At 40.1% G+C, this 20,441-nt stretch carries 16 protein-coding genes and 1 tRNA gene; 6 read left to right on the forward strand and 11 right to left on the reverse strand.

What is annotated here, in order from left to right; all coding sequences use genetic code 11:
• Window positions 1-4: 4 nt before the first annotated feature.
• From lpdA to sdhC, 7 genes are all read right to left on the reverse strand, one after another.
• Window positions 5-1,438, reverse strand: a complete 1,434-nt coding sequence (gene lpdA, locus FXN70_RS09480) for a dihydrolipoyl dehydrogenase (RefSeq protein ID WP_324647226.1) — start codon at window positions 1,436-1,438, stop codon at window positions 5-7.
• Window positions 1,439-1,501: 63 nt separating this feature from the next.
• Window positions 1,502-2,713, reverse strand: coding sequence for a 2-oxoglutarate dehydrogenase complex dihydrolipoyllysine-residue succinyltransferase (gene odhB, locus FXN70_RS09485; protein WP_324647227.1), 1,212 nt, complete (start codon window positions 2,711-2,713; stop codon window positions 1,502-1,504).
• An 18-nt stretch (window positions 2,714-2,731) separates the two neighbouring features.
• Window positions 2,732-5,554 (reverse strand): 2-oxoglutarate dehydrogenase E1 component, encoded by a 2,823-nt coding sequence (locus FXN70_RS09490; protein WP_324647359.1) that lies wholly within the window; start codon window positions 5,552-5,554, stop codon window positions 2,732-2,734.
• Window positions 5,555-6,124: 570 nt separating this feature from the next.
• Window positions 6,125-6,835, reverse strand: coding sequence for a succinate dehydrogenase iron-sulfur subunit (locus FXN70_RS09495; protein WP_324647228.1), 711 nt, complete (start codon window positions 6,833-6,835; stop codon window positions 6,125-6,127).
• 14 nt (window positions 6,836-6,849) lie between these two features.
• A complete protein-coding gene (locus FXN70_RS09500) occupies window positions 6,850-8,742 on the reverse strand; it encodes an FAD-dependent oxidoreductase (RefSeq protein WP_324647229.1) in 1,893 nt (630 codons plus the stop codon).
• A gap of 12 nt (window positions 8,743-8,754) precedes the next feature.
• Window positions 8,755-9,120 (reverse strand): succinate dehydrogenase, hydrophobic membrane anchor protein, encoded by a 366-nt coding sequence (gene sdhD / locus FXN70_RS09505; protein WP_324647230.1) that lies wholly within the window; start codon window positions 9,118-9,120, stop codon window positions 8,755-8,757.
• Window positions 9,120-9,521: a succinate dehydrogenase, cytochrome b556 subunit gene (gene sdhC / locus FXN70_RS09510; protein ID WP_324647231.1), complete on the reverse strand. Its 402-nt coding sequence runs from the start codon at window positions 9,519-9,521 to the stop codon at window positions 9,120-9,122. The genes sdhD and sdhC overlap by 1 nt, the downstream gene beginning before the upstream one ends.
• An 892-nt stretch (window positions 9,522-10,413) precedes the next feature.
• Between sdhC and gltA the strand changes: the two genes are divergently transcribed.
• The 3 genes from gltA (at window position 10,414) to FXN70_RS09525 (ending at window position 14,178) form a co-directional block, all read left to right on the forward strand.
• Window positions 10,414-11,688, forward strand: coding sequence for a citrate synthase (gene gltA / locus FXN70_RS09515; protein ID WP_324647232.1), 1,275 nt, complete (start codon window positions 10,414-10,416; stop codon window positions 11,686-11,688).
• 106 nt (window positions 11,689-11,794) lie between these two features.
• Window positions 11,795-12,274, forward strand: coding sequence for a hypothetical protein (locus tag FXN70_RS09520; protein ID WP_324647233.1), 480 nt, complete (start codon window positions 11,795-11,797; stop codon window positions 12,272-12,274).
• A gap of 278 nt (window positions 12,275-12,552) precedes the next feature.
• On the forward strand, window positions 12,553-14,178 hold the full coding sequence (locus FXN70_RS09525; RefSeq protein WP_324647234.1) for an NAD+ synthase: 1,626 nt from the start codon (window positions 12,553-12,555) through the stop codon (window positions 14,176-14,178).
• A 104-nt stretch (window positions 14,179-14,282) separates the two neighbouring features.
• Here the strand turns inward: FXN70_RS09525 and FXN70_RS09530 are convergent.
• Window positions 14,283-14,359: transfer RNA gene (locus tag FXN70_RS09530), tRNA-Met, on the reverse strand.
• Between the two features lie 190 nt (window positions 14,360-14,549).
• Window positions 14,550-16,028 (reverse strand): sodium:alanine symporter family protein, encoded by a 1,479-nt coding sequence (locus FXN70_RS09535; protein WP_324647235.1) that lies wholly within the window; start codon window positions 16,026-16,028, stop codon window positions 14,550-14,552.
• 448 nt (window positions 16,029-16,476) lie between these two features.
• Between FXN70_RS09535 and FXN70_RS09540 the strand changes: the two genes are divergently transcribed.
• Window positions 16,477-17,184 carry a nitroreductase gene (locus FXN70_RS09540; protein WP_324647236.1) on the forward strand — a complete coding sequence of 236 codons (708 nt, stop codon included), beginning with the start codon at window positions 16,477-16,479 and terminating at the stop codon, window positions 17,182-17,184.
• A 270-nt stretch (window positions 17,185-17,454) separates the two neighbouring features.
• On the opposite strand, the gene FXN70_RS09550 is transcribed toward FXN70_RS09540, so the two are convergent.
• Entirely contained in the window at window positions 17,455-18,033 is a 579-nt protein-coding gene (locus tag FXN70_RS09550; RefSeq protein WP_324647237.1) for a DUF2939 domain-containing protein, read from the reverse strand.
• A gap of 71 nt (window positions 18,034-18,104) precedes the next feature.
• Window positions 18,105-18,443: a YegP family protein gene (locus FXN70_RS09555; RefSeq protein WP_324647238.1), complete on the reverse strand. Its 339-nt coding sequence runs from the start codon at window positions 18,441-18,443 to the stop codon at window positions 18,105-18,107.
• 238 nt (window positions 18,444-18,681) lie between these two features.
• On the opposite strand from FXN70_RS09555, the gene FXN70_RS09560 reads away from it, so the two are divergent.
• Complete coding sequence (locus FXN70_RS09560; protein ID WP_324647239.1) at window positions 18,682-19,404, forward strand: folate-binding Fe/S cluster repair protein; 723 nt, start codon at window positions 18,682-18,684, stop codon at window positions 19,402-19,404.
• A gap of 154 nt (window positions 19,405-19,558) precedes the next feature.
• Complete coding sequence (locus FXN70_RS09565; RefSeq protein ID WP_324647240.1) at window positions 19,559-20,281, forward strand: DsbC family protein; 723 nt, start codon at window positions 19,559-19,561, stop codon at window positions 20,279-20,281.
• The last annotated feature ends 160 nt before the right edge of the window (window positions 20,282-20,441 follow it).

Raw genomic sequence — 20,441 nt, forward strand, 5'->3', positions numbered from 1 at the left:
GAACTTATTTACGTTTACGTTGAATTGCATGAATCGCACGACCATCTACCGCTAAAGCAGCTTCATGTACGACTTCAGAGAATGTTGGATGACCAAAGGTCATTAATTGTAAATCTTCAACTGAAGATACAAATTCAAGTGCGATCATCCCTTGATGTACGATATCAGACGCAGCAGGCCCAATCACGTGCATACCCAATAAACGATCAGTTTTTGCGTCAGCTACAAACTTCACAAAACCTGCACCTTCGCCAGCAGCCAAAGCACGACCATTCACAGCAAAACCAAATTGACCTGTTTTTACTTCATGACCTTTAGCAACAGCTTGTTCTTCAGTTAAACCTACCCACGCCGCTTCTGGGTGTGTGTAAATGACTGAAATAATGGTGTCATAGTTCACTTGTGCCGCATGACCGTGAATACGCTCAACTGCCATCACGCCTTCTTCCATTGCTTTATGTGCAAGCATTGGACCACGGACTAAGTCACCAATTGCGTATACGCCTTCAACTGAAGTTGCACACCAATCGTTTACTTCAACCAAACCACGTTCAGTCAATTTAATGCCACAATCATCTGCCAATAAACCTTCAGCATAGGCACGACGGCCCACACATACGATTAACTTGTCAAACGTTTGGGTTTTTTCTTCGCCGCCTTGGGTGTATTTAACAGTCACTTCACGACCGTTAATTTCAGAGCCAGCAACTTTTGCACCGACGCGAATATCTAAGCCTTGTTTAGTCAAAAGCTTTTGGTAATCTTTTGCCAAAGCTTTATCTGCCATTGGCAAGAACGCATCCATTGCTTCAAAAACAACAACTTCAGCACCTAAACGACGCCAAACAGAACCCAACTCTAAACCAATCACGCCTGCACCAATCACGCCTAAACGTTTTGGTACTTCTTGGAACTCAAGTGCGCCAGTTGAATCAACAATAATGTCTTGATCAACAGGGGCAACAGGAATATTTACAGGCACAGAACCTGTCGCAAGAATCACATATTTTGGCTCTAAAACTTGAGTTTCGCCTTCATGCGATACAAACTCAACTTTTTTGCCTGCAAGCAGTTTACCCGTACCTTTTAACCACTCAATACCATTACCTTTAAGGAGTTGGTCAATACCACCCGTTAATTGGTCAACGATTTTGTCTTTACGTGCCAGTAATTTTGCTAAGTCAAAATTTACTTCGCCAGTCGTAATACCATGATCTGCTAAGTGATGTACGGTATCTTCATAACGATGCGAAGAATCAAGCAAAGCTTTTGATGGGATACAGCCCACGTTCAAGCAAGTACCACCTAAAGATGGCTTGCCTTTATGAATACGTTTTTCAATACACGCAACTTTAAAACCAAGCTGAGCTGCACGAATTGCTGCTTCATAACCGCCTGGACCACCACCAATCACAACAAGATCAAATTGCTGAGACATATTTATCTCCAAAAGACCAAAACACAGCAATACTCTGCTTTGGTCTAGTATTATCCGTAAAAATTAAAGGTCTAAAATCAGTCTTGCTGGTTCTTCAAGCAATTCTTTGATGGTAACCAAGAAACCAACTGCTTCTTTACCATCAATCATGCGATGGTCATAAGACAATGCAAGGTACATCATTGGTAAAATTTCAACTTGACCATTCACCGCCATTGGACGCTCTTGGATTTTGTGCATACCCAAAATACCCGTTTGCGGTTGGTTTAAAATTGGCGTAGAAAGTAATGAACCGAAAGTACCACCATTAGTAATGGTGAATGTACCGCCAGTCATATCTTCAATTGCTAATTTGCCATCACGTGCTTTATAAGCAAAATCACGAATGCCATTTTCAACTTCAGCATAGCTCATACGGTCTGTATCACGTAATACAGGAACAACCAAACCACGCTCGCTCGATACTGCAACACCGATGTCATAATAACCGTGATACACAATGTCATCACCATCGATAGAAGCATTTACCGCAGGATAGCGTTTAAGCGCTTCAGTTACGGCTTTAACAAAGAAAGACATAAAGCCTAAACGTGCACCGTGACGTTTTTCAAAAACGTCTTTGTACTGCTTGCGCATTTCCATCACAGGCTTCATGTTCACTTCGTTAAACGTCGTCAACATTGCTGTTTCTTGGGTTGCAGAAAGCAAACGTTCAGCAACACGTTTACGTAAACGCGTCATTGGAACGCGTTTTTCAATGCGCTCACCTACCGCTACGCTTAATGGCGTTACGCTTGCAGCAGGTTTAGTTTGATGATTGGTAACGTCTTCTTTGGTAATACGTCCGCCACGGCCTGTACCTTGTACATCACCTGCACTAATACCAGTTTCGCTTAATGCCTTGCGCACCGCTGGTGCTTGGTCAGCAACTTGCGCACGCTCTACCACAGGTGCAGCACCTGCTTGTGTATTTGCCGATGCTTGCTCAACCTGTTCAGCACTTTGAACAGCTTCAGTTGCAGCTGCACCCGACACAGCACCTTCAACGAATTGTGCAATTACTTCCGCAGATAATACGGTGTCGCCTTCATTTTTGAAAATAGCACTTAAGCTACCATCCGCAGGGGCAACAACTTCTAATACAACTTTGTCTGTTTCAATATCACAGATCACTTCATCACGTGATACTGCTTCCCCAACTTTTTTATGCCAGGTCGCAATTGTTCCATCTGCTACAGACTCTGGAAATACAGGTGCCTTAATTTCGGTTGCCATTTTTTTCATCTCTCCTGATTATTCAGCATCAAACGCAAGCGCGTCTTGAATTAATTGAGCTTGTTGTTTTGCATGCAAATATGGTGAACCACATGCTGGCGCAGCTGACGCAGCACGTCCTGCATAGCGAATACGAACCGATTGACCAGATTTCAAAACATCATCATATAAACGCGGTGCAATGAACAACCATGCGCCTTGGTTCTGTGGTTCTTCTTGACACCACACAAGATCCGTCATATTTGGATATTGTTTCAACACCTCAGCTAAACGTTGCTCTGGATATGGATACAACTGTTCAACACGCACAATCGCAATATGATTCAGACCCAATTCACGACGTTTTTCAAGCAAGTCGTAATACACCTTACCGCCACATAGCACTAAGCGTGTAACATCAGCAGCGTTAATTGCATCAATCTCGTCAATTACTGTTTGGAATTGACCCACTGCTAATTCATCTAAAGTCGATGTTGCTAATTTATGACGCAACAATGACTTAGGTGACATGACAATCATTGGTTTACGGATTGGACGTACCGCTTGACGACGTAATGCATGGAAAATCTGTGCAGGTGTAGTTGGAGTAACCACTTGCATGTTGTCTTCTGCACACAGCTGTAAGAAACGCTCTAAACGCGCAGATGAGTGCTCAGGCCCTTGACCTTCAAAACCGTGTGGTAACAACATGGTTAAACCACACACACGCTCCCACTTGGTTTCACCTGAGGCAATGAACTGGTCAATCACCACTTGCGCACAGTTGGCGAAGTCACCAAATTGAGCTTCCCAAACAATTAAGCTATTTGGCAATGTGGTAGCGTAACCGTATTCGTAGGCCAATACTGCCATTTCAGACAATAACGAATCCCAAAGCGCAAAACGCGGTTGGTTTTCTTTAACGTTGCAAAGTGGAATATAAACCGAACCATCTGCTTGGTTGTGCAATTTAGCATGACGATGTGAGAACGTACCACGTCCAACATCTTCACCACTAATACGAACCAAATAACCTTGGTCTAATAAGGTTGCGTATGCCAATGTTTCAGCTGCACCCCAGTTCAGTGGCATTTCACCTGTTTGCATTTTTAAGCGATCATCAATCACTTTTGAAACTTGGCGCTGCATTTCAAAGCCTTCAGGCAATTCACGCATTTTACGACCAAGTTCTTTTAAACGCTCAAGATCAAATGAAGTATCCCAATTATCGGTATAGTCATGACCTAAATATGGTTTCCAATCGACAAACATTTTGGTGTTTGGCTCAAGTACTAACGCATTTGCAACGTGCTTACCTGCTTCTAAATCAGCACGGTAATCTTCAATCATTTTGTCCGCTTCAGCACGATCAAGTACTTTCTCTTGGACTAAAACATCTGCATAAAGCGTACGTGTGGTTGGCTTTTTGTTAATGATTTTATACATCATTGGCTGTGTTGCAGACGGCTCATCCGCTTCGTTATGACCACGACGACGGTAGCAGAACAAATCAATCACAACATCTTTACGGAAAGTATGACGGAAGTCATGCGCAAGCTGTGCAATGAAAACAACAGCTTCAGGATCATCCCCATTGACATGGAAAATTGGCGCCTGAACCATTTTTGCAATGTCAGTACAGTATTCAGTCGAACGTGCATCACGTGGGTCTGACGTTGTAAAACCAACTTGGTTATTTACCACGATATGTACTGTACCACCCACGGTATAACCACGAGTTTGTGACATTTGGAAAGTTTCTTGGTTAACACCTTGACCCGCAAATGCAGCATCACCATGCACAATCACAGGCAATACATCATCACCACCAATGTCTTTACGACGAACTTGGCGCGCACGAACAGAACCTTCAACAACAGGTCCAACAATTTCTAAATGCGATGGGTTAAATGCCAACGCCAAATGAACTTCACCACCTGGGGTCATCACATTCGATGAAAAACCTTGGTGATATTTAACGTCGCCAGAACCTTTTTTATGCAGTGACTTACCTTCAAACTCACCGAACAAATCCGCAGGATTTTTACCCATGATATTCACAAGTAAGTTAAGACGACCACGGTGTGGCATCCCAATTACAACTTCTTTACAGCCAACTGCACCTGCGCGTTGGATTAGCTCATTCACCATTGGAATGAAGGCTTCACCACCTTCAATACCAAAGCGTTTTGCACCAACAAACTTATTGCCTAAGAATTTTTCTAAACCTTCTGCCGCAGTCAAACGCTCTAAGAAGTGTTTTTTCTGTTCTGCACTAAAAGCAAATTGGCCACGTGCGCTTTCTAAACGTTGTTGAATCCAACGCTTTTCCACGGTATCAACAATGTGCATATATTCAGCACCAATCGATTGGCAATAAATCGCTTGCATGGTTTCTACCATTTCGCCAAGCGTTGCTTCATCTTTACCAATCGCAAGATTACTGGTGTTGAATACTGTATCAAGATCAGACTTGGTTAAGCCATGTGCTGCCAATTCTAGATCTGGCACATCTTCACGCTTTGCAAGACCTAAAGGATCAAGCTTGGCTTTTTGATGCCCGCGATTACGATATGCAGCAATCAGTTGTAAAACACCGATTTGGCGTTTTTCATGCTCAGTGCTAACAGCACTTTGCACAACTGGTTGAATACGGTTTGAATTACGACCAAGTAATAAAAATTGTTCACGCACAGTTCCGTGTGGTTGGTCGCCTTTAGGGAATTTATCAAAATATTGACGCCAGTCTTCACTGACAGATGATGGAGAAGTTAAGTATTGCTCGTATAATTCTTCAATATACGCTGCACTATCACCAGAAAGTTCAGTATCAAGACGCAATGCGTCAGCAACTTCTTGCATTTGTGGACCCATTTCCTATTGCAAAAACATTACAGACTGCTATAAAAAGCAATCCATGATTCATAATGTCAGATTGCTAAACATGACATTATGCCTAATAGCGCTTACTATCAGGATCGTGAGTTTACTTAGCAGGTAGAATTCCTACTAAGTCTAATGAATGATCACGCCCATACCTGGCATCATTACTCATTTTTTATACCCGACACACTGCCGAGCAATTTTTTGCAAATCGTCTTAGAAAAGATAAATCAGCGATTTAGCTTGTCTAATGCGACTTATTTTAGCGGTAGATCTATTTTCTCATATTTTGAAAATCAAGTGTTATTTTAATCCGCTTTTTTTTCAATATAATGACTTGTGCAATGCTAGCATATTCTCTATTTCACATAAATTTTTTTAACCTATACCCTTTATAAAAAATAAAAATATTTAGCGACATCTTCGTGCAGATATATGGTGAGCTATCTCATAAAAACTTGCAATTCAAACTTCACTACAATTAACACAGCTGCTACAAATAAAAAAAACGCACATCCAAAGATGTGCGTTTTTTACAATCAAATCGACTTAACCGGCTTGATCAAGCAACATGCTACGAATGTGACCAATTGCCTTGGTTGGGTTTAAGCCCTTCGGACAAACTGATACACAGTTCATAATACCTTTACAACGGAACAAACTAAATGGATCGTCTAAACGCGCTAAACGTTCAGCAGTATCTGTATCACGCGAATCGATGATAAAACGATACGCATTCAACAATGCCGACGGCCCAAGGAATTTATCTGGATTCCACCAAAATGATGGGCATGATGTTGAGCAACATGCACACAAGATACATTCATACAATCCATCTAAATGCTCACGTTCTTCAGGCGACTGCAAACGCTCTTTGGCAGGCGCAGGCTGATTATTAATTAAGAACGGATGGATTTTATTGTACTGATCATAGAATTGGTTCATATCCACAACCAAATCTTTAATCACAGGCAAACCTGGTAGTGGACGAATCACGATTTTTTCAGGTAAATCGTTTAAGTTCCACAAACACGCCAAACCATTTTTACCATTAATATTCACACCATCTGAACCACAAATACCTTCACGGCAAGAACGGCGGAATGTTAAGGTTTCATCTTGAACTTTTAACGCAAGTAACGCATCAAGCAACATACGATGCTTATCGGTTAACTCAAGTTTAAACGTTTGCATGTACGGCGCTTTATCCTTATCAGGATCGTAGCGGTAGATTTCAAAGGTACGTGTGCCTCTACTCATCTTTATTCTCCCGATTAGAATGTACGTGGTTTAGGTTCAATGGCTTCAACCGTTAATGGTTGATAACGAACAGGTTTATACTCTAAACGATTGTCTGATGAATACCATAAAGTATGTTTCATCCACTCATCATCACGACGGCCGTATGGGTAGTCTTGATGATCAGGTGCCAATTCGTAATCTACAACCGTATGCGCACCACGGCATTCTTTACGTGCAGCAGCAGAAATTAAGGTTGCTTTCGCCACTTCATATAAGTTTTCAACCTCTAACGCTTCAACACGTGCAGTGTTAAAGACTTTAGATTTATCTTTTAAATGAATATTGCGAACGCGCGGCTCAATTGCCAAAATTTGCTTCACGCCTTCGTCAAGCAATGCTTGAGTACGGAACACGCCTGCATGGTCTTGAACAATGTCACGAATTGCATCTGCTACGTCTTGTGCATTTTCGCCCGCTGTCGTCTCATCTAAATGACGTACGCGTTGCAAAGTTTGCTCAAGCACATTATTTGGTAATGGCTGATATTCATCGCCATGATGCTTAGTCACGTAATCGATAATATGCTCGCCCGCAGCTTTACCAAACACCACAAGGTCAAGCAATGAGTTAGTACCTAAACGGTTGGCACCATGTACCGACACACAAGAACATTCACCAATGGCATAAAAACCTTTGATTGGCTGAGTATAATCACGGCTACCTTGGTAAGAATACGTTTTGGTCGCCTTGTCGTAATGTGCAGAAAATTCACCTTGCTCAGTACCGACTGGCACAACCACTTGACCATGGATATTGGTTGGAATACCGCCCATTTGATAATGAATGGTTGGCACAACAGGAATTGGCTCTTTGGTAATGTCGACGTTGGCGAATTTCTTACCAATCTCAAATACCGAAGGTAAACGCTTCATGATGGTTTCAGCACCCAAATGCGTCATATCTAACAAGATATAGTCATTTTTAGGGCCACAACCACGACCTTCTTTAATTTCTTGGTCCATTGAACGTGAAACGAAGTCACGTGGCGCCAAGTCTTTTAAAGTAGGTGCATAGCGCTCCATAAATGGTTCGCCATCTCTATTACGTAAAATTGCACCTTCACCACGACAACCTTCGGTTAGCAATACGCCTGCGCCAGCAACACCTGTTGGGTGGAACTGCCAGAATTCCATATCTTGTAATGGAATTCCTGCACGTGCCGCCATGCCCAAGCCATCGCCTGTATTGATATAAGCGTTGGTTGATGCACGATAGACACGACCCGCACCACCTGTTGCAAACAACGTTGCTTTAGCTTGAAATACCGCGATATTACCAGTTTCTTGGTCGTAAGCAGTTACACCAAGTACATCACCTGCTTCATTGCGGATTAAGTCTAATGCAATCCATTCAACGAAAAATTGAGTCCCCATTTTCACGTTGCTTTGATACAAGGTATGCAATAAGGCATGCCCTGTACGGTCAGCTGCCGCACAGGCACGCGGTACTGCTTTTTCACCATAATTGGCAGAGTGACCACCAAATGGACGCTGATAAATCGTACCATCTTTGTTACGGTCAAATGGCATACCCATGTGCTCAAGCTCATACACCACTTTTGGTGCTTCGCGTGTCATGAATTCACATGCGTCTTGATCGCTTAACCAGTCACCACCTTTTACCGTATCATAAAAATGGTAATGCCAATTGTCTTCTTGCATGTTGCCAAGTGATGCGCCAATACCGCCCTGTGCCGCAACGGTATGCGAACGGGTTGGGAACACTTTGGTTAATACTGCAACTTTTAAACCTGCTTGTGCCATTTGATAGGCAGCACGCATGCCTGAACCACCACCACCAACAATTACGGTGTCGAAAGTGAGGTTTTGAATATTTGAATAATCTTCTTTAGGGAGTGTGCCCATGATCTTTTCCTATCAATTTGCCCAAAAAATCTGGCATGCCCAAATTGCATAAACAAATACGGCAACAATAACCGCAGTGGTTAACACAAGGCGCAAACCTTTAGCAGATGGACCCATTTGACGTGTTGTAACGTAGTCTGTAAAGACTTGCCACATGCCAATCCATGCGTGCGCAACCAATGAAAAAACAGCCAACAAAGAAAAAACCTTCATTGGCAAGGTTTTCATAAACCCTGTCCATTGATCAAAGCTAAAGCCGCTATGACATAGAATCCAACCAAAGATCACAACAGTATAAACAGCCAAAATGACTGCGCTTAAACGTTGCACATACCAATCACGAGCACCTGAACCCGTTAAACCTGTAGCACTTTTCATTAGATCACAATCCATACAAATGCCGCGATAATTGCTATCGCTGACAAGACCAATGAAATTGTAGCTGCAACTCGACCACTTTGTAGTTCTTCATTAAAGCCAAGGTCTGCAAGCAGATGTTTAATTCCACCAATGAGGTGATAAATTAAACCTGCGACAAAAACCCAAACCACGAATCGTACAAAGAAATTCCCAAATATTTGTTCTTTTACATAAGTAAAGCCTTCTGGCGAAGACAAAGACTTATCTAATATCCATAATAGTACTGGAACCAACAAAAATACGATGACACCTGATAGACGGTGTAAAATTGATGCAATAGCCACGGGCGAGCGTAAATTTACCGCTAACACCTGCCCCATGGACAAATTGACAGGTCTGTTGCTTTTCACAGCGGGCATCCTGTAGTTAAAACTCCGTCTGGAGTTTGTAGATTAATTCGAAGGAAAGCTGGCATTTTTAGGCAAACCCTTGCCTAAACTTTTAAACGACAATGAATTATAAATCGCAAAATGTCAAAATTCAAACAACTAAAATTCATTCGATTGCAATAAAACCCATATAAATAATAATCATTATCAAGTATATACCCTTTAGCGGGATCTCAGCTATAGAAATTCCCTCATAACTCCTTCATTTATCACGACGCTATGTAAAAATATAACCAACTGAATTAAATTAGACCAATTATACAAAATTAGACTAAAGCCGAAGATAGATTGTGTAGCTTTCAATCGCGATACAGATGAAAACTCACCCAAATTCAAATCAAAACAACATAAAATGCCAAATCAACCCTGTAATATTTTGATGTTTTTTATCATTGATTTTTAATATCTAAAAGTTTTTTCCAATTAAAAGAAAAGAAAAATCAATTAAACATCAGTCAAGTAGTTTAAATAATGAGTTTTTGAAAATAAAAGTTTTACTAAATATTTCTATCTTTAAAGCCATAAATATAAAGGATTTCATCAAAATCATGCTTGTTTTATATACAAAAATATTCACTTTTTTTGGCATCGTTTTAAAAATTAAAAAAAGAGTTGCATGTTTTTTTTCGTATCTTGCTGTAAATTAATAGCGCAACGAGCCTTCCACGTTCAAATTTGTATGGATACAAGCACGGAAGCAGTCAACAACATTGAAACGGCTAAACGCATTTATCCATAAGTATGATTGACAATTTTTGAGCACAGAATAAGCTTGGTTGGTTTTTATCCCGCTGATGACGTTCATGAAAAGACTATATAATACGCATCGGCATTACATTCACCTGGACAGGAGATCTATTGAATGTCTGAAGTAACTGGCAAGAAAGCCGTATTAAAACTTGATGGCAAAGAAATTGAATTACCAATTTATAGTGGCACTTTAGGCCCTGATGTCATTGACGTTAAGGATGTATTAGCTGCTGGTCATTTTACGTTCGATCCTGGTTTCATGGCAACCGCTTCGTGTGAATCAAAAATTACGTTTATCGATGGAAATAAAGGAATTTTATTACACCGTGGTTATCCAATCGATCAACTTGCAACTCAAGCAGATTATTTAGAAACCTGTTATTTATTGCTCAATGGTGAACTACCAACAGCTGAGCAAAAACAAGAATTTGATGCAAAAGTGCGTAACCACACCATGGTTCACGACCAAGTTAGCCGTTTCTTTAATGGCTTCCGCCGCGATGCGCATCCTATGGCGATTATGGTTGGTGTTGTAGGTGCATTATCTGCGTTCTATCACAACAATCTTAACATTGAAGATGTGAATCACCGTGAAATTACTGCAATTCGTTTAATTGCAAAAATTCCAACCCTTGCTGCGTGGAGCTACAAATACACCGTAGGTCAACCGTTCATTTACCCACGTAATGACCTAAGCTACGCAGAAAACTTCTTGCACATGATGTTTGCAACTCCAGCAGATCGTGATTACAAAGTAAATCCAATTCTTGCAAAAGCAATGGATCGTATTTTCACATTGCATGCTGACCATGAACAAAATGCGTCAACATCAACTGTTCGTTTAGCAGGTTCAACTGGTGCAAACCCTTATGCATGTATCGCAGCGGGTATTTCTGCACTTTGGGGCCCTGCACACGGCGGTGCAAACGAAGCTGTGTTAAAAATGTTAGATGAAATTGGTAGCGTTGAAAACGTTGCTGAATTCATGGAAAAAGTGAAACGTAAAGAAGTTAAACTCATGGGCTTCGGTCACCGTGTGTATAAAAACTTCGACCCACGCGCTAAAGTCATGAAACAAACGTGTGACGAAGTGCTTGAAGCATTAGGTATCAATGATCCACAGCTTGCTTTAGCAATGGAACTTGAGCGTATTGCGCTTTCTGACCCATACTTTATCGAGCGTAATTTGTACCCGAATGTCGATTTCTATTCAGGTATTATCTTAAAAGCGATTGGCATTCCAACCGAAATGTTTACCGTTATCTTTGCATTAGCACGTACTGTTGGTTGGATCAGCCACTGGTTAGAAATGCACAGCGGTCCATACAAAATTGGTCGCCCTCGTCAGCTTTACACAGGTGAAACTCAACGCGATATCAAGCGTTAAGCGAATAAGTCCTAAAAAAGACCGCATGTGCGGTCTTTTTTAATTGACTGAGATCATAATGAATATAAACAATTCCATTTGGATGTGGCTTAAAAGCATTATTTTCATGCAATGCATTCGGTTTTTTAAGCTTCATACCTTTCAATATCGACATTTAACAGCAAATGAAATCCAGCTTGCACAGCGTGTTTTTGCAGATCAACTCGATTATACACAGGTGTTAATTTTCAATACGCCTTATTTACCTTGGCAACCCGTAGGGTTATTTATGGCTCCTACAGGTGCATTATTTGTTCATCCTAAAAATTATAAAACCGACTACAGCTTAGAAAGTCGTGCCTACCAAAGTATTTTTATTCATGAACTTGCACATATTTATCAACATCAGCATCATATTAATGTTCTTCTTCACGGCGCAGTATTACAAATAGGCTATTATTTAAGTTTTAAACATTACAACCCTTACCACTATCAATTTAAGCATAAACGCCCGTTTCATCATTATAATATCGAACAACAAGCCGAGATCGCTAAAGATATTTTTTTGGGCAAAATCCCAAATATTATTGTATCTATCTCAAAATAATTTTACGTTCGCATGCTCAAATTTACATTCAATCTTTTCATCAAAATAGCAAACAAACATTGATACCTTTTGATATTTTTATCACATCAAGAAAAAGCATCTTTTTGATCAATTTCATGTAGTTTTTTTTATTTTTAAGCTTAATCTCAGCTCAGTTTCGTATATAGTATCAGCTAGCGACATACTATTTATTTTCTGCTGTTATTACATTGCGCTGAATAACTAAATTTTATAAATCAGCAATATGTAACCACCCTATAGGAATAGGACTGATTTAAATGAAAAACTTTAAAATTGCCCTTGCTCAATTCTCTCCACACATTGGCAATATTGAAAAAAACACGCTTAAGATGATTGAGCAGGCGAACCAAGCCAAAGCCGAAAAAGCCGATATTATTATCTTTCCAGAATTAAGCACAATTGGCTATCCAGCCGAAGATTTGTTACTGCGCGCAAGTGTCAAAGCACGCACCCAAAATGCGTTTGCCGAACTTGCACAAGTAAAAGATATTGTCATGGTTTTTGGTTTTGTCCATCACACAGAAGATGGTCAGCGTTTAAATTCAGCCGCGGTTATGAAAGATGGCGAAGTACTCGGCATTTACAATAAGCAAAACCTACCAAATTACAGCGTATTTGATGAAAAACGTTATTTTAACGAAGGGCACCAACATTTAGTTTTTGAGTATTTAGAACATAAATTTGGCGTACTGATTTGTGAAGATATTTGGAATATCAATACAGTTCAACAATTAGCACAGCTCAATGTTGATAGCATCTTAGTTTTGAATGCATCACCTTATGAGGTTGGCAAACCACAGCATCGTGTTGCAACAATGGCAGCATTGGCAAAACAGTTCCGTATTAATTTGATGTATACCAACCAAGTGGGTGGCCAAGATGATTTGATTTTTGATGGTTCAAGCTTTGCACTTGACCGCGAAGGTCAATTGATTTTCCGCTTAGACAGCTTCCAAGAACAGTTGGGCTATGCCGAATTTGATGCCGAACCAGCAAGCTTTAAAATACAAGCAGCAAAACCTGAACTTGAAACCATGGCGGAGATTTATCAAGGCTTAGTCATGGCAACGCGTGATTATGTACAACGCTCAGGCTTCCCTGGTGTGATTTTAGGACTCTCGGGTGGAATCGACTCTGCGCTCACCCTTGCGATTGCTGTAGATGCTTTAGGTGCAGACAAAGTCCAAGCCGTAATGATGCCTTATACTTATACCGCACAAATCAGCATTGAAGATGCCGCAGAACAAGCGAAAAACTTAGGCGTTGCATTTGGCGTGGCAGAAATTCACAATGTCGTGAATAGTTTCATGCAAACCTTGTATCCATTCTTTGGTAACGCCCCTGCGGATGCCACCGAAGAAAATTTACAAGCACGCTCGCGTGGTATGCTACTGATGGCATTATCAAATAAATTTGGTAATCTAGTGCTCTCTACGGGCAATAAATCTGAGCTTGCTGTGGGTTACTGCACGCTTTATGGCGACATGGTCGGTGGTTTTGCGGTACTCAAAGATGTCTATAAAACTATTGTGTTTGAGTTGGCAAAATACCGCAATAGCATTAGCGAAACGCCTGTGATTCCTGAACGTGTGATTACTCGCCCACCTTCGGCAGAATTACGCCCAGATCAAAAAGACCAAGATTCACTACCTGCATATGATGTACTTGATGCGATTTTATATGCTTATATCGAAGAGGATTTAAGTCAAAATGAAATTATTGCGCGTGGCTTTGATGCAAAAGTTGTGGAAAAAGTAATTCGTTTAGTCGATACAAACGAATATAAACGCAAACAAGGTGTAATTGGCCCACGTATTAGTTCACGTGCATTTAGCCGTGAACGTCGCTACCCGATTGTAAACGGTTGGAAAGCAGGCATTTAAGCTTATTTCTGATTTCAAAGCCTAGACATCATGTCTAGGCTTTTTTATTTAAATATACAAAATGCACAAAAAAAGAAACCATGCTAGGTGCATGGTTTTTAAAATGGTGGCTATGACGAGACTTGAACTTGTGACCCCCGCATTATGAGTGCGGTGCTCTAACCAACTGAGCTACATAGCCGTAAACTGTGGGTGCATTATCTATAGTTATGCATGACAGGTCAAGAGCTGCGCCGACTCAAGTGCTCAGCAAACAATCAATCGCTTTGTTTTTTTGCTTAAATAGTTAAAAATTTATTTTTTGATATAAAAATCAGAATTTTAAATTTAAAAAAACCAGTCTTATGACTGGTTTTTTAAGCTAATTTAAATTACCAAATATCTGAATCGACTTTTTTCTTTAATTCAGGATGGTCATTTAATTTAAATACTGGATCTTTGATTCCTTGTTTTAATTGACGACGATAATCGGTCAATAAAACTTTTAAATATGGCATCAATAGTAAAATTGCAACAAGGTTGATGGTAGTCATTACACCCATTGATAAGTCGGCAAATGCCCAAACCAACGGTACGCTAGTAATTGCGCCAAAGTACACCATGAGTAATACCGCAATACGGAACACCAACATCGATTTTGGACTATTGTGCAAGAACTGCATATTACTTTCAGCATAAGCATAGTTACCTAAAATTGCTGAATAGCAGAACAAGAATAATAAGATCGCAAGGAAATCATCTCCATATTCACCAATTTGCGTTTGAAGCGCATATTGCGTCAATTCAATCCCCTGCAAACCACCTGTATGCGTATACACACCTGAAATTAAAATGATGAGTGCGGTACTGGTACAAATAATAAAGGTGTCAACAAAAACACCTAGCATTTGTACTAAACCTTGGTTGGCAGGATGCTTTACATCCGATGCTGCTGCGGCATTCGGCGCTGAACCCATCCCCGCCTCATTGGCGAATAAACCACGTTTAATCCCCTGCATCATTGCCATAGAGAACATGCTGCCAAAAAAACCACCTGCGGCTGCGTCAAACTGGAATGCTTTAGAGAAAATCAAGCCAAAAACGTGTGGCACAACTTCATAATTGCTAATACAAATATAAAATGCAGTTGCTAAATAAAGACCTGCTTTTAAAGGTACAAACATCTCGGCAAAATGGGCAATACGCTTAATACCACCAAAAATCGCCATACCTGTAAGTGCAACAAGTACTAAGCCCACCCATGAAATGGTGAGGTTTAAACCACCTAATGGTAAAATGATATTGGCTTTGTCCCATCCCCAAGCATGTGAACTTGAACCAATAATGGCATTGGCTTGAACTGAGTTAAATGCCAAACCATAAGTAATGATCATCGCAACCGCAAACGCGAGCGCTAAAGGTTTACTTTTAATGCCTTTAATAATGTAGTACGCAGGGCCACCACGAAATTGTTTACTTTCATGATCACGAATTTTAAACAACTGAGCAAGCGTTGACTCGACAAAAGCAGAACTCATACCAAGTAATGCCGTCACCCACATCCAAAATACTGCACCTGGGCCACCAATGGCAATTGCCATGGCCACACCACCAATATTACCCACGCCTACACGGCTTGCTAAACCTGTAACAAACGCTTGGAATGAGGTAATACCGTGCTTGTCTTCTGCGCTTTGACGGCTTGAATACATGACACGAATACTTTGTACAAACATCTGAATCTGCACAGCTCTAGTGACAAAGGTATAAATAAAGCCCGTTGCCAATAAAAAAATAACTAAAAAATTCCATAAAGGTGTATTTAAAATATCAATCCATGATATTAAACGCTCAGTTAACCCGTGATCCACTCAAGTCTCCCTCTAATAAAAGTTTTTGTCCAACATTGCATTGCAATACACCCCGAAGATAGAAATGTTAATCTTTTATGCAAATGATCAGCCCAATTCATGTATCTTTCAAAAATTTAGCAGCAAATTTACCGTCTATTTTTTGCACTAAAAATGATCAAAAATTCACTTTTCGTTCAAAAAAGTGCAATTATACGCATTCAACCCTACATTCCAACTTTTTTTATTGTTTTGTGCACCATTTTGAGTGCGTTATTCTAAAAAACCACAGCAAAATAGCGCAAGAATAGAGCAAACAAACTGCAATATCCGCTCGCGCATCACGTTTTAACTGCTGTGGACTAACGCCTATTTTTAAAAACTGGGCTTTTTTTCTGTTCGTGCTAGTCAACCGATGAATAGATCGTTTATATTCGCCAAAACGACAAAATTAGAGCAAGGAATTTTTATGGATTTAAATCGTGTTCAAGCTGTTGATGATGCCATTCGCTCACGCCATTCGGTACGCGCCTTTTTAGATACACCCGTTGCAGCGCAAATTATTCAAGACATTCTTGCCGTTGCAAGCCGAGCGCCTTCAGGCACCAATACCCAACCTTGGAAAGTTTATATCGTGTCAGGGAAAAAACGCGATGAGATGGTGAACCGTGTCTGTTCAGCACAACTTGAAGTCAATGCAAATCCTGAACTGGCACAGCAATACAAAGAAACTTTCGCCTACTATCCACAAACATGGATCTCACCGTTTATTGACCGCCGCCGTGAAAATGGTTGGGGCTTGTATGGCTTGCTGAATATTCAACGTGGCGAAAAAGAAAAAATGGCCGCACAGCAGCTGCGCAACTTCAAGCTGTTTGATGCACCTGTCGGATTATTTTTTACTGTCAATAAAGCCATGGGCATTGGCTCGAAAATGGACATTGCCATGATGATTCAAAACGTGATGGTAGCCGCCAAAGCGCGTGGCTTAGATACTTGTCCGCAAGCAGCATGGAATCATTTCCACCCGATTGTACTTGATGTGCTCAATGCGTCGGACGATGAAGAATTGGTATGTACCGTGGCGATAGGTTACGCAGACCCCGATGCCAAGGTGAATACATTTATTACTCCGCGCGAAGCTGTAGAAAATTTTGCGGTTTTTTTAGATGAATAATGCGCAAGCGGAAGATCAGTATTCATCATGAGACTGATCTTTTTTATTTTAAAAACTTCGGCTAATCACTTTACCATTGAATGCAAAAACAATCTTGCACTCGAGTTTTCTGAACCGCTGTTAGATCTTGAACTTGAAATCGTTCATAACCACCACTAGGTAATCCCCATGCACAGTCGGCATAAGTGGCTTTTAACAGCAAAATTTTATTGTGATGATTGCTAATGACCGCATATGAACTGATCCTATACAGGTCTTAAAATGCCATAATCAATCCAGTCCTAAATCAACTGCCGTCATTTTCCAATACCAACCTGCATAGCGACTAAATATAAACTGCGTTTGCTTTCCATCTTGGGTTTGTAATGAAATAGCGAAGCGATTGGGCGATACATAAGCAGTATGGTAATTTGTCCCTTGTGGCTTTTTGCTAGGATCTTCATAAACTGCGGTATTGGCTTGTAAAACGTTATAGGCTGAACGGCGTTGCTCGGTTAAATTAAAATGTGGAATGATGTCCGATAGCTGCTTTCCTTGCATCAAAAGTTGTAAAGTACGATCTGACACCAAATGATCTAAAACACTTTGACTCATTTTGCTCTCAATCATTTTACGAACAATCGCATGCCAACGACTTTGATTTTGTGGCAGCTGAGACACGACAACGCTCTCAATTTGTGGTTCTAGACTTTGACGAACCTGAGCATAATCAATATAAGTTGAAACTCTTTCAAACTGTTGTTGCTGATAGGCTTGTTTGAGTTGATACATCATCCAATACGGTGATGCAACCCAAGTCCCTGCTATTAAAATTACACCTGTAGCAGTACCATAAAGCCACTTTTTCATCTTTTTATTTCCTATTACGCATTACAACAAAAACAGCATGTCGAAACATGCTGATTTTAACTAAGTTTACTTTAAGCTTGGGTGAGGTCTTTTATGATTTCTGTAATGCCATTGTGTTTAACCGACTCAATGCCCTTTTCTCGTGCTTGCTCACCACTATAAAGTTGGCTCGTTCCAATCACCTGATGGTTGACTGCTTTTAAATTAAAATAAGCTTTGCCATTTTTTGCTTCTAATCGTTCATAATGCGTATCTTCAGAACTATTTTTCTGTACCGATTCAATGCCATTGAGCGCAGAAGCTTTGGCTTTATATAACTCACTGGTTAAAATTTTTTCGCCATTGCCTGCTTTTAGCACAAAGCGAAACTGCCCATCTGATGCTAACGAAACCTCATACCATCCACTCATAACAACCTCTTTTTTGTTCCTTATTAATGAATATGTCGTCACAATTGTGATGCTTTCAATATAAAATAATCCAAAATCAAAAAAAGTGCTGATTTTGTAATCATAAGTATCGATTCATCTATTCACGATTAGGTTTTAGATAGATGGATAAATTGTTTATTTTCGCTCAAGACAACGCTGAATTTTTTTTAAAATTCGGCCACAATAGCTTTATCTTTTATTTTGACTAAAAACTTATATGAGCGACCTTGCATTTATTCGTTATCAGTTACAGGGTGTCGATGCACTCAAATTTTTACAAGGACAAGTCACGGTACATGTAGAACGTGTTCCATCTAAAGCACCCTGCTACACTGCCATTTGTGATTTAAAAGGCCGAATTCAATTTGGACTTTGGCTACGCCAACACAACAGCGAACATTTTGAAATTGTCGTCACACAAAATCAAAGTGAAGCATTTGCCAAACATATTAAAAAATATGGTGCATTTTCTAAAATGACCTTATCTGATGCTGTTGCGGTATATCCGCAATTTGAGGCAGAAGCCACCGTTTTTATTGAACAAGAAACTGATGTAGCAGCATGGCAATTGCATGCGATTGAACAAGGTCAAGCCTTTATTGACCAAAGCACAGCACATGAGTTTCAACCACAAGAATTACGCCTACATCAACGTGAAGGTATTCATTACGACAAAGGTTGTTATTTGGGTCAAGAAATTGTGGCGCGACTGTGGTTTAAAGCCAAGCCTAAACATTGGTTGCACTTGGTACAGGCACAAGGTTCTGCCCCTGCAATGGGTGAAAAATTAAGTTCTGATGTGCAAGTGGTCAATAGTATTGGCATTGCAGATGGCTACAAAGCATTGGTGGTTGCCAAACCTGACGCCCTCACAGCATTCGCTTTAAACGTATTGGCATTGCCTGAAGCTTTAAATGGCGATGTTGCACGACCAAAGTAGATTAGAATACTGAAATCATCCATACATTGGATGATTTCTCTCTTAAAACCATTAGATTCGATAAAAATTACAGTCCGTTAAACAAATTTTAAGGACAAGCTTAAGTTTATGCTCTATAAGAAATCATCACGTTAACAAAATGACGATTTAACCAATGAACATGACACTAAAAGCATGCTTAAGCGCCTTAAGTTTCAGTCTCTGTAGTATCAGCCTTGCCCATGCCGACACCAATACAGTTACGCAAAACATCAAAAAGAATTTTCCCGATATACAAGTTCAGTCAGTGAATAACACGCCTATTCCCAATATCTATGAAGTGTATATGGATGGTGAAATTGTCTATACCAATGATGATGCACGCTATTTCTTTTTAGGCAATTTGGTTGATCTTAAAAATAAAACCAATTTAACCGCAGAACGCCAACAAGAACTCAGTAAAATTGATGTTAAAACTTTGCCACTACAGCAAGCGATTAAACAGGTAAAAGGCAATGGTAAGCGGGTAATCTATTTATTTAGCGACCCCGATTGTCCGTATTGCCATGAACTCGAAAAGGAATTACAACAGGTCGATAATGTAACGATTTATTTGTTCTTATTCCCACTCACAAGCTTACACCCAAATGCACAAAATATTGCTACCCAAGTATGGTGCTCGAAAAAACCATATCAAGCTTGGGAAAATTATGTTTTACATGGCAAACAACCAAATGCCAGCACCACCTGTACCACCCCAATTCAAAAGAATTTAAATTTGGGCAAACAATTACAAATTGATAGTACACCAACATTCTTCTTACAAAATGGCCATCGTATTTCAGGGGCACGTTCGGTCAGTGAAATTAATCAATTATTGGATGATGCCGCTAAGTAATACAGCATAAATGAAATGCCACGTAAACTCGTGGCATTTTTTTGAGCAAAAACCACCAAAATAAAAACAACTTTGCACTATATAGAAGAAATAATATGCAATTATGCCTTTGGTAAAATTATTAAAATTTGACCCTGTAGCTGAAAATTTAGCGAAGAAT

This window comes from Acinetobacter sp. MD2, from assembly GCF_035615575.1.
Lineage (GTDB): Bacteria > Pseudomonadota > Gammaproteobacteria > Pseudomonadales > Moraxellaceae > Acinetobacter.